A 10,713-nucleotide genomic window follows, 5' to 3' on the forward strand; every position below is an offset into this window, starting at 1 on the left:
TCGGGCAACTATATGGTAAAACCAGCGGCTTGAGAGAAGCTACAGTGTTCTTCTTTTCGCCGCCAACATTGCAGGGCTTTGGTAACAGTGATGGCTTTGAGTTTCAGTTGCAGGACAAAGGCGGGCATACCGTGAACGAGTTATTCAAAGTAAGTAATGATTTTATAGCCGCGTTGGGTAAACGGCGCGAAATTCAAAATCTAAATTCATCGTTCAACCCAAACTTTCCGCAGTTTCAGGTTGATATCAATGTGGCTAAATGTAAGGAGGCCGGGGTAACCGTAAATTCGGTGCTGAATACTTTGCAGGGCTATTACGGTGGTTTATATGCCTCTAACTTTAATCAATTCGGTAAACAATACCGTGTAATGGTGCAGGCCGATTATGACTATCGCGCCAATGAAACCGGTCTGAGTAAAATATTTGTGCGGAACGTTAACGGTACTATGGCGCCTATTTCTTCCTTTATATCATTGAAAAGAGTATTTGGTCCGGAGTCTATATCCCGCTTTAACCTATTTACAGCTATTTCAGTTTCGGGACAGCCAAACCCCGGTTATAGTACCGGCGACGCTATAAATGCTATTAAACAAACCGCTTTGGAAAGTCTGCCTGCGGGTTATGGCTATGAGTTTTCAGGTATTACCCGCGAAGAGTTAAGCACGGGTACTCAATCGGCTTATATATTTATGCTTTGTTTGGTATTCGTGTACTTTTTATTGAGCGCGCAGTATGAAAGTTATATCCTGCCATTTGCGGTGTTATTTTCACTGCCGGTAGGTTTGGCCGGTACGTATCTGTTTGCCAAGATATTCGGTATCGATAGTAATATCTACCTCCAGATCTCGCTTATCATGCTTATCGGTTTGTTAGCCAAAAACGCCATCCTGATCGTGGAGTTTGCGCTGGAAAGACGCCGCGCAGGTATGGATCTGATTCCTGCTGCCATTGCCGGAGCCGAGGCGCGTTTACGCCCAATACTCATGACCTCCTTCGCCTTTATATTTGGTATTATGCCGCTCATGGTTTCAAGCGGGGCGGGTGCCAATGGCAACCGGTCAATAGGTACGGGTGCAGTAGGGGGTATGTTTGTGGGTACGGTATTCGGGGTGTTTGTGATACCGATATTGTTTATCATTTTTCAGCACTTGCAGGAAAAAGTGAGCGGCAAGAGAAAACGATATGAAGACGATGAGGATGACGAGGTTGAACTGAAAAGCGCTCATTAATTCCATCAACAAAAAAGATTCCGTCATGAACAGAAATTGTTTTAAATATATAGTACTCTTCGCTTCGCTTTCGGGTGTGCTGTTATCCTGCCGTATAACCAAGCCATATAAGCAGCCCGAGGTCAGCACCCAGGGCCTTTACCGCGGCCAGCAATCAACAGATACTACTACGCTGGCCTCCATGCCCTGGCAAACACTTTTTGCCGATACGGTGTTGCGCTCGTTAATACAGGAGGGGCTTAATAATAATCTCGACCTGAAAACCGCTGTTCAGAAAATACTGGAAGCGCAGGCCACTTTGCAACAAAGTAAGGCCGCGTTTATTCCAAGTTTAAGCGGCAATGCTACTTTGCAACGTAATAAGCAATCGCAGGCGGGACTTAACTTTCCGCCGGGCATCAATATCAATACGCTAACCACTACTTACCAGGCTGGTTTAAGCACTTCATGGGAAGCAGATGTTTGGGGTAAGCTAAGCAGTACGAAGCGTGCAGCGCTTGCCGGTTTTTTGCAAAGCGATGCTGCTAAAAGGGCGGTACAAACTCAGTTGATAGCTGATATTGCCAACAACTATTTTAACCTGCTGGCATTGGACAGGCAGTTGGAAATTACCGAACAGACCCTCAAAAACCGGATAAAGGATGTGGCAACTATCAAAGAGCTCAAAGCCGGGGCAGTGGTAAACGGAGCTGCTGTGGTGCAAAGCGAGGCTAACCGCTACGCTGCCGAAGTGTCTATACCGGATATTAAACGTAGCATCCGCGAAACGGAAAACGCTTTGGATATATTACTATCAAGGCCGCCGGGGGCTGTTAATCGCAGTAGTCTTGCCAGTCAAAATATAGTAAATGAATTGCAAACGGGTATTCCAACCCAGTTGCTCACCAACCGTCCTGATGTGCAGCAAAGCGAATACGCTTTCAGGGGGGCGTTTGAGAATACCAATTTAGCACGTACTTATTTTTATCCTTCATTTACCATAACGGCATCGGGTGGTTTATCCAGCTTAACCTTGAAAGATTTTTTCAATAAATCTATATTCTACAATGCGGCGGCTGGCTTAACTCAGCCTATTTTTAACCAGGGTATCAATAAAGCCCGGTTACGTACCGCACAGGCACAGCAGCAGGAAGCGCTGAACAGTTTTCAGAAAACGTTACTCATTGCAGGGCAGGAGGTTTCAAACGCCCTTTATGCACACCAAACTGCCATTGAAAAACGCGACTCACGCGCTAAGCAGATCATAGCCCTGCAAAAAGCGGTTGATTATACCCAGGAACTCCTAAGGTACAGTTCGGCTACCAACTATACTGATGTACTTACCTCTGAGCAAAACCTGCTGGCCGCCCAGCTAAGTGGTGTAAGCGACCGTCTACAGGAACTACAGGCTATAGTAAACTTATACAGAGCCTTAGGTGGTGGATGGAGATAGGTATTTTTGTGTAAAATGCTGTCATTTAGAGCGATAGCGAGAAATCTAATGCTGCTTATAAATTTGCCAGCATATTGTATAAGATTTCTCTCTCGCCCCAACGCACATGCCATCCGTGCTCTATCGAAATGACATACTGTTGTGAAAATGTCCTCAAAAAACAACTTTGTAATTTTTTTTAAAAAGTAATTGTAACAAATTAAATAAGTTGCTTTTTTGAAAATTATATTGCTGATATTAACGCAATTAAATCAGTAAACCTACATTATTAGCCAATGAAACGCAACTACTACATTGTGGCACTCATCATGCTGGTGTTTTTTGTTATTTCGTTTTTAACCAATGTTATTGGGCCGCTCATACCGGATATTATCAAGGTATTTAACCTGAGTTACACATTGGCAGGGGTATTGCCGCTGGCATTCTTTATCGCTTATGGTGTAATGTCGGTTCCATCGGCTATGATGCTCGATACATTTAAGGAAAAAAAGATCATGGTTGCAGCGTTTATCGTGGCATTTTTAGGTTCGCTTTTATTGGCTATGGTACCCAATTACATGAGTGCCATCGTATCTTTATTTTTAATAGGCTGCGGCATGGCTATGCTTCAGGTAGTGATCAACCCGTTGCTCAGAACATCAGGTGGCGAAGAAAACTATGCTTTTACTGCAGTGTTGGCTCAATTAATATTCGGGCTTGCATCGTTTCTCAGTCCGCTGGTTTATTCCTACATGGTTAAGGCATTAAAAGAAGATAAAGGGAACGGTGGTATAATAAGTATGTTGCACTCATTAGTGCCTGCAAATTTACCCTGGATCTCGCTTTACTGGCTTTTCGCGGTAATTTGCCTGGGTATGGTGGTTATATTAGTGCTTACCAAATTCCCCAAAGTTGAATTGAAGGACGACGAAAGATCAGGATCGGTACAAACCTATTTATCATTGTTTAAACAACCGGTTGTAATTATGTTTCTGTTGGCCATGTTTTGCTATGTAGGTACAGAACAAGGTATAGCTAACTGGATATCACAGTTTTTGAATACCTACCACGGCCTTGACCCACAGACAGTCGGGGCTAATACCGTAGCTTATTTCTGGGGTTTGATGACAGCGGGGGGAGTAGTGGGCTTATTTTTACTCAAAGTTATAGATAGCCGCAAGGTGCTTATCGCATTTACATTACTGGCACTTGTTTGTTTATCGGCAGGCTTATTTGGCCCAACCAAGGTGGCTTTGGCAGCGTTCCCGCTGGTAGGCTTTTTTGCCTCGGTAATGTATCCCATCATATTTTCATTGGCGCTAAATTCTGTTGATAAAGAACATGGATCATTTGCCGGCCTGTTGGTTACGGCCATCATCGGCGGGGCCATTGTTCCTCCGGTGATTGGTTTGCTGGGGGATGCCTTCGGGCTCAGGGCCGGAATGTTCTTTTTATATATCACCCTGGGCTATATACTAAGTGTAGGCTTTTGGGCCAGGCCGCTCATCTCCAATAAAATTATTGACATTAAAAAGAAAGTAATTAATGACTAACACCAAAGTTATAGGGCTCGACCTCGGGGCCACCAATATCAGGGGAGCTATAGTGAGTGATAATAAACTGTCAAACATCGTATCGCGCAAAATAAACAGTGATGGTTCGGTTGATGATGTAATGGAGGATATATTTCAGGTTACCGATGCTTTATTAAAAACAGATAGTGCTGTAGCTATAGGCATTGGCGTACCCAGTGTGGTTGATGTAACCGAAGGCATAGTTTACGAGGTGCAAAACATTCCTTCGTGGAAAGAAGTGCACCTGAAACAACTGATGCAAGAGCGTTATAACCTGCCTGTGTATGTAAATAACGATGCCAACTGCTTTGCCGTAGGCGAGTATTACTTTGGTAAAGGCAATAATTCCGATAGCATGATCGGTCTTACTTTGGGCACAGGTTTGGGTGCCGGGGTAATGATCAATAAGCATTTATTCCCGGGCTTCAACTGCGGCGCGGGTGAGTTTGGCATGTTCCCATATCTGGGTAATGTATTGGAGTATTATTGCAGCGGATCATTTTTTAACAATGTTTACGGGCTTGATGGCGTCCAGGTGTTTGAGGATGCCAAGAGGGGTGATGAGCAAGCGCTTAAACTTTACCGAGAATTAGGAGAGCATATGGGCTATGCCATTAAGCTGGTGATGTATGCTTATGACCCGCAATTGATTGTGCTGGGCGGATCGGTCAGGCACGCTTATGAATTTTTTGAGCAAACGATGTGGCAGCAGATCAAAACCTTTGCCTATACCAAAACAGTAGAGCGGCTACGGATAGAAGTATCTGAACTGGAAAACAGCGGCATTATTGGCGCCGCCGCTTTGTATTATGATAGCGAACATTAAAACATACTCATATCATGAAAAAAATCATACTCGCTTTTGTGTTGCCTTTGTGCTTTTATAACGCATTTGGCCAGGCCAGGCAGGAAAACTTTCAACTGATTTTGAAGGATGATTGGAAAATGCAGTCGGCGGTAACGGATGCTTCGCCTGCCGATCAGATCTCACGGGAAAATTATGATACCCATAGCTGGTACAAAGTAAGTGTTCCCACCACCTTTATTGGTGGTTTACTGGCTAATAAGGTGTATGATTTTGACCCTTTCATGGGCCGCAACCTACAAAAGCTGAAAGATGATAAACTGGATAAACCCTGGTGGTTTCGGCGGGAGTTTGCGCTGCCAACATCAGAAGCCGGCAAAAATGTAGTGCTGCGCCTGCATGGCATCAACTATAAGGCTAATGTTTGGCTCAATGGGGTGAAGATCGCCGATTCAACCAAAGTAAAAGGCCCCTTCCGTATTATTCAGTTAGATGTAACCTCGCACATTAATAAAACAGGCAATAACGTATTAGCCATTGAAATTACCCGCCCATTTACGCCTAATAAAGCCAAAGGCGATCTGGCCATTGATTATGCCGATTGGATACCTTATCCGCCCGATTACAACGGCGGTATAGTGAACAATGTGGAAATAAAAACCTATGATAGAGTAGGCGTACAATATCCGCTGGTTACCACACACTTTGATCTGCCATCTTTAAGTATAGCTCATTTAACTGTTGATGCGCAGGTAACCAATTACACCAACACCGCACAGGATGCCGTAATAAAAGGGCATATCAACAACGATGTGGCCTTTGAGCAAAAGGTTCATCTGCAGCCTCGTGAATCAAAAAATGTAAGCTTTAGTCCCGAAACTTTTAAGCAACTCAATATTACTAATCCACGCGTTTGGTGGCCCTGGCAGTATGGCAAGCCCGAACTGAATAAGATCGAGCTTTCGGCAGTGGTTGATGGCAAGGTGAGCAATGTATTATCTGAAAATTTTGGTATTCGTCAGATGGATTCTAAACTGCTGGATAATGAGTCGAGGGAATTTATCGTAAACGGAAAGCCAATTCTATTACGGGGAGCGGCCTGGTCGCCGGATATTTTTCAGCGTCGTTCACCTGAAAGGCAGGAGCAGGAGGTTAGGCTGGTGCGTGATATGAACATGAATATCATCCGCTCAGAAGGTAAAATGGAAGATGATAATTTTTACGATCTGTGCGATAAATACGGCATGCTGGTTATGACCGGCTGGATGTGCTGCGGCGTATGGCAACACCCTGAACACTGGGATGCCGAAGAACGTAAAGTGGCCATGGCATCAGACAGCAGCGTAATGTATTGGCTGCGCAACAAAGCCAGTTTGCTGGTTTGGCTCAACGGCAGCGATATGCCACCAACTGATACTACTGTTGAACGCGATTACCTGAACATTGAAAAAGCCCTCAAATGGCCCAACCCGGTTATTGCTACCGCGGATGGCCGTAAATCGAAAGTATCGGGTTATAGCGGCGTAAAAATGCTGGGTCCTTATGAATGGGTTCCGCCAATTTATTGGGAAACAGACAGTACGCACAAGTATGGTGGTGCCTGGAGTGTGGCTACGGAAATATCGCCAGGACCATCTATCCCTACCTATGAAAGCCTGATCAAGTTTATTCCTAAAGATTCGCTGTCTACCACGTCAGCTGCCTGGTTGTACCATTGCGGTACCGGTTCGTTTGGGTCGACCAAAGTATTTGATAAAGCTTTAACCGAGCGTTACGGTCCATCGGCAGGTATTAAAAATTACGTGGCCAAAGCACAGGCACAGGACTATGAAGCCCACCGCGCCATGATGGAAGCGTATGGCTTAAAAAAATATCAAACAGCCACCGGCGTAGTGCAATGGATGTTAAGTAATCCCTGGCCGGGTTTAATTTGGCACACGTATGATTACTACCTGTATCCGGCGGGTACTTATTTTGGTATGAAAAAATCAATGGAACCACTGCATGTGATGTATTCCTACAAGACCAACGAGGTGGATATTGTAAACTCTTATTTGAAAGCATTTACCGGTCTGCAAGTAAAGGCTACTGTTTATGATGTTGATGGCAGCGTAAAATATACTAAAACTGCCCCGGCCGCTATCGGTGCTGATGCATCTAAAGTGATATTTGCCTTGCCTGCCATTAAAGAAATATCACCGACCTATTTTGTACGTCTGGAGCTAAGTAACCAAGCAGGAAAGGTGGAAAGTATTAACTGGTACTGGTTATCGAAAACAGCCGAGGTGCTCAACTGGAAAAAATCAAACTGGTACACCACACCAGAGTCGGTTTATGCAGATTATACAGCGCTGCAGGGTATCCCGAAAACAACAATTAAGTTAAGCCACACCGAAAAAGCAGGCACTGATAGCACCACGCATACGGTAACTATTACCAATACAGGTAAAACGGTAGCATTTTTTGTTCACTTAAGGGCACTAAAAGGTAAAACGGGGGATGATATATTGCCGGTAATATTCAGCGATAACTACATATCACTGGCCCCAGGCGAAACAAGGGTACTCAGCTGCACCTATAAAAACAAAGATGCACAGAACGCTACCCCGTATCTTCTGACCTCGGCCTGGAACCTGGATACCGCCAAAAGCAATGGTGATCAAGGGGCTGGTTTTGAGGGAGGGTTGCCGGTGGAGTAATAAATGTAGAAACATCATAGCTTTAAGCCTCACCCAACCCCCTCCAAAGGAGAGGGCTTTTAAGAATGTTTTTTAAAGTCTCCCCCTTTGGGGGAGATTTAGAGGGGGCTTTTGAAGCGCCGGCGGTGTGAGTCGCCTATGTGTTATGCAGTCAACTTAAAACCCGCTATCATCCAGGGCAAAGGTGCTTTTGCGGTTTTGCCATTTGCCTTTGGTAAAGTCAGGGAATTCGAGAGTTTTGCCTTCTTTGATTGATTGGGTAGATAGCGGCGCGATCACACTCATGGTTACCGAATCATATACGTCAATAGGTGTTTGTTTCTTTTGTTTTACCGACTCAATAAAGGCGTTAAATACAAACCAATCCATACCGCCGTGGCCTGCACCTGCTGCTTCGGCGTCGTGCTTTTTCCACAGCGGGTGATCATATTTTTCAAACCATTCCTTAGCCGGATCCCAAACATCATCCTGTTTGGCCTGGTGCTCAATATATACCGATTGGTTTACATCCATCCAGATACCTTTTGTACCCTGCACCCGGAAGCCCAGCGAGTAAGGGCGAGGTAAATGCGTATCGTGTGATAACACAACGGTTTCGCCGTTGGCACAGTTGATCATGGTGGTGGTTACGTCGCCGTTTTTATAGTTGATCTTGGCGTTGGGATTGCCCGGAGCCAGTTCTTCTACATAAGCGGAAAGACCACGTGCTTTTGAACTGAATGATACCAGGCTGGTAAAACGGTTGCCGTAGTTTATATCCGCATAATGCATTACCGGGCCTGCGCCGTGAGTAGGATACAGGTCGCCGTCGCGGTCAATGTTGAATTGGGTGCGCCATTGGGCTTCGCTAAGGGCTTTAGGGCCATATTCTACACCTTTGCCTCCGTATTTGCCTTTGCCATCATTAAAAAGTACATTGCGCAAGTTGTGCTGGTAACCACCTTCCAGGTGCACCAGTTCGCCGAACAGGCCTTGTCTAACCATATTCAGGGCAGCCATTACATCGCGGCGGTAACACACATTCTCAAGGGTCATGTAGGGTATACCGGTTTTTTCGGATGTTTTCACAATATCCCAGTGCTCATCAACAGTAAGCCCGGCTATTACTTCACAACCCACATATTTGCCGGCCTTCATAGCATCTATACCCTGCTGGTAATGAAACTGCCAGGGTGTAGCGATAATTACGGCATCAATATCATTTCTGTCTAAGAGTTTTTTGTAAGCATCTAAACCACCGGTATATTCTTTAGCGGCAGGACGGCCTTTTTTGGCTAAATATTCACGGCAAATGCTCAGGGAGTGTTCCTGGGTATCGCATATGGCTACAATTTCTACATCATCGCGCAGCACACCTTCCGAAATATGGCTCATACCGCGTGCGCCTACGCCTATATAACCCAACCGTACCTTGCCGGCCTCGTTTGCAAATAAACTGCCCGACGGTAATATGCTGAACCCTGCAGCGGCGATAGCGCTACTTTTTACAAATGTTCTCCTGTCCATTAATGTATGTTTTGAGGTTAATAATTGATTTATGTTGATGGATATGAAGATATTGAACCTATTTGAAAAACAGCGGTTTTACACCATGATATTATAGCGCAAACGTTTGATGATATAGTGATGTTACAGACTCAGACTCACGCCAAATTCAAAAACGGTACTGCTTTTAAAAGTGTTACCCGGTTTTAGCAAGGTGCTCGGGAAATGCGACTGATTGGGTGCATCGGGATAGTGCTGCGTTTCCAGGCATATCCCACTCCTGAAAGGATATTTGCTGCCTGCTTTTCCGCAGATGGTATCATCTAAAAAGTTACCGGTGTAAATATGTATAGCAGGCTCGGAGGTGAAAACATTTAGTACACGTTTGCTGGCAGGCTCAAACAACCTTGCCGCCAATTTTAACTGACTCGAATGCCGTTTTTTAATAACCCATGAATGATCATAGCCCCGACTTAATATCAGTTGAGGATTATCCTTCTCAATACGCTCACCAACCGGCCGAAACTTGGTAAAATCAAATGGTGTACCTACCACCGGTGTAATCATACCTGTAGGTACCTGCATATCATTTACCGGAAGATATCTCTTTAGTGGCAGCAGTAACTTATGGTTTAGGATAGAGCCATTATTATGGCCTGCCAGATTAAAATAAGCGTGTTGGGTTAAATTAATAAGCGTTGCCTTATCGGTGGTGGCCTCAAAATTAACCAGTAACTGGTTTTGCTCATTCAGCGTGTAGGTTACTTTGGTAAGCAGGTTGCCCGGAAAACCTTCTTCGCCGTCGGGGCTTAAATATTCTAAAATAACCCCAACGCCATGCTCATGGGTAAAAGATCTGGACTGCCATATTTTTTTATTAAAGCCCACTTTGCCGCCGTGGTGATGAAAACCGCCATCTTTAACGGTAAGCTGGTGCGTTTCACCATTGATCACTACCTTGCCGCCGGCTATCCTGTTGGCAAAGCGGCCAACTACGGTACCTATGTAAAATTCGTCATTAATATATCCCTGCAAATCGTCGTAACCCAGCACAACATCCGCCAGTTGGCCTTTGCTATCAGGTACAAAAGCGGATTGAATAGCCGCGCCAAAATTGGTAATGTGGACTTTTACACCGTTGTTATTACTTAACTCATAAAGAAATATCTGCTGATCGTTAAGCTCGCCCCAATGGTTCTGGGTGACTTTGTATTTCATGGATAGGTATTTTTTAGAATGTACATAATGAAGTTAGATGTTTTGTATGAAGTAATGATTAAGTACCCGTAAAAATTATCACGCAAACGTTTGCAATTTCTTAAAACAGATATTGGTTTAGGCTATAAAGCACAAACGGTTGATGATATTAAACCATTGATTATGATTGATATAAGATGTAATTGTTAATTAAAATTCAAAAGACTTGTTAGTTTAAAAAAACTTTTACTACGTTTACCGCAACTTTAGGGGTGTCCTTTGATGGACTGAGATAATACCCTTTGAACCTGAT

Annotated in this window: 7 protein-coding genes; 5 read left to right on the forward strand and 2 right to left on the reverse strand. The window is 44.4% G+C overall.

Annotation, left to right across the window (positions count from 1 at the left end; all coding sequences use genetic code 11):
* The 5 genes from AAGC65_RS18440 to AAGC65_RS18460 form a co-directional block, all read left to right on the forward strand.
* Positions 1-1,229: efflux RND transporter permease subunit (locus AAGC65_RS18440; protein ID WP_343113936.1), on the forward strand; the 1,229-nt coding region annotated here is incomplete at its 5' end.
* Between the two features lie 25 nt (positions 1,230-1,254).
* Entirely contained in the window at positions 1,255-2,661 is a 1,407-nt protein-coding gene (locus AAGC65_RS18445) for a TolC family protein (protein ID WP_343113937.1), read from the forward strand.
* 275 nt (positions 2,662-2,936) lie between these two features.
* Complete coding sequence (locus AAGC65_RS18450) at positions 2,937-4,193, forward strand: sugar MFS transporter (protein ID WP_343113938.1); 1,257 nt, start codon at positions 2,937-2,939, stop codon at positions 4,191-4,193.
* The gene (locus tag AAGC65_RS18455) at positions 4,186-5,040 is read left to right on the forward strand and encodes an ROK family protein (RefSeq protein ID WP_343113939.1); all 855 of its coding nucleotides are present in this window, start codon (positions 4,186-4,188) and stop codon (positions 5,038-5,040) included. The genes AAGC65_RS18450 and AAGC65_RS18455 overlap by 8 nt, the downstream gene beginning before the upstream one ends.
* A 14-nt stretch (positions 5,041-5,054) precedes the next feature.
* A complete protein-coding gene (locus AAGC65_RS18460; RefSeq protein WP_343113940.1) occupies positions 5,055-7,718 on the forward strand; it encodes a glycosyl hydrolase 2 galactose-binding domain-containing protein in 2,664 nt (887 codons plus the stop codon).
* Between the two features lie 156 nt (positions 7,719-7,874).
* Here AAGC65_RS18460 and AAGC65_RS18465 read toward each other — a convergent pair whose 3' ends face one another.
* Positions 7,875-9,224, reverse strand: a complete 1,350-nt coding sequence (locus AAGC65_RS18465) for a Gfo/Idh/MocA family oxidoreductase (protein WP_343113941.1) — start codon at positions 9,222-9,224, stop codon at positions 7,875-7,877.
* A 123-nt stretch (positions 9,225-9,347) separates the two neighbouring features.
* Entirely contained in the window at positions 9,348-10,421 is a 1,074-nt protein-coding gene (locus AAGC65_RS18470) for an aldose epimerase family protein (RefSeq protein WP_343113942.1), read from the reverse strand.
* Between the last annotated feature and the right edge of the window lie 292 nt (positions 10,422-10,713).

It is taken from the genome of Mucilaginibacter sp., from assembly GCF_039207105.1.
Classification (GTDB): domain Bacteria; phylum Bacteroidota; class Bacteroidia; order Sphingobacteriales; family Sphingobacteriaceae; genus Mucilaginibacter.

Bases quoted from the DNA above. Each gene is read 5' to 3' on its own strand.
- AAGC65_RS18465 (WP_343113941.1), bottom strand. From the start codon at position 9,224: ATGGACAGGAGAACATTTGTAAAAAGTAGCGCTATCGCCGCTGCAGGG.
- AAGC65_RS18450 (WP_343113938.1), top strand. From the start codon at position 2,937: ATGAAACGCAACTACTACATTGTGGCACTCATCATGCTGGTGTTTTTT.
- AAGC65_RS18455 (WP_343113939.1), top strand. From the start codon at position 4,186: ATGACTAACACCAAAGTTATAGGGCTCGACCTCGGGGCCACCAATATC.
- AAGC65_RS18460 (WP_343113940.1), top strand. From the start codon at position 5,055: ATGAAAAAAATCATACTCGCTTTTGTGTTGCCTTTGTGCTTTTATAAC.
- AAGC65_RS18470 (WP_343113942.1), bottom strand. From the start codon at position 10,421: ATGAAATACAAAGTCACCCAGAACCATTGGGGCGAGCTTAACGATCAG.
- AAGC65_RS18445 (WP_343113937.1), top strand. From the start codon at position 1,255: ATGAACAGAAATTGTTTTAAATATATAGTACTCTTCGCTTCGCTTTCG.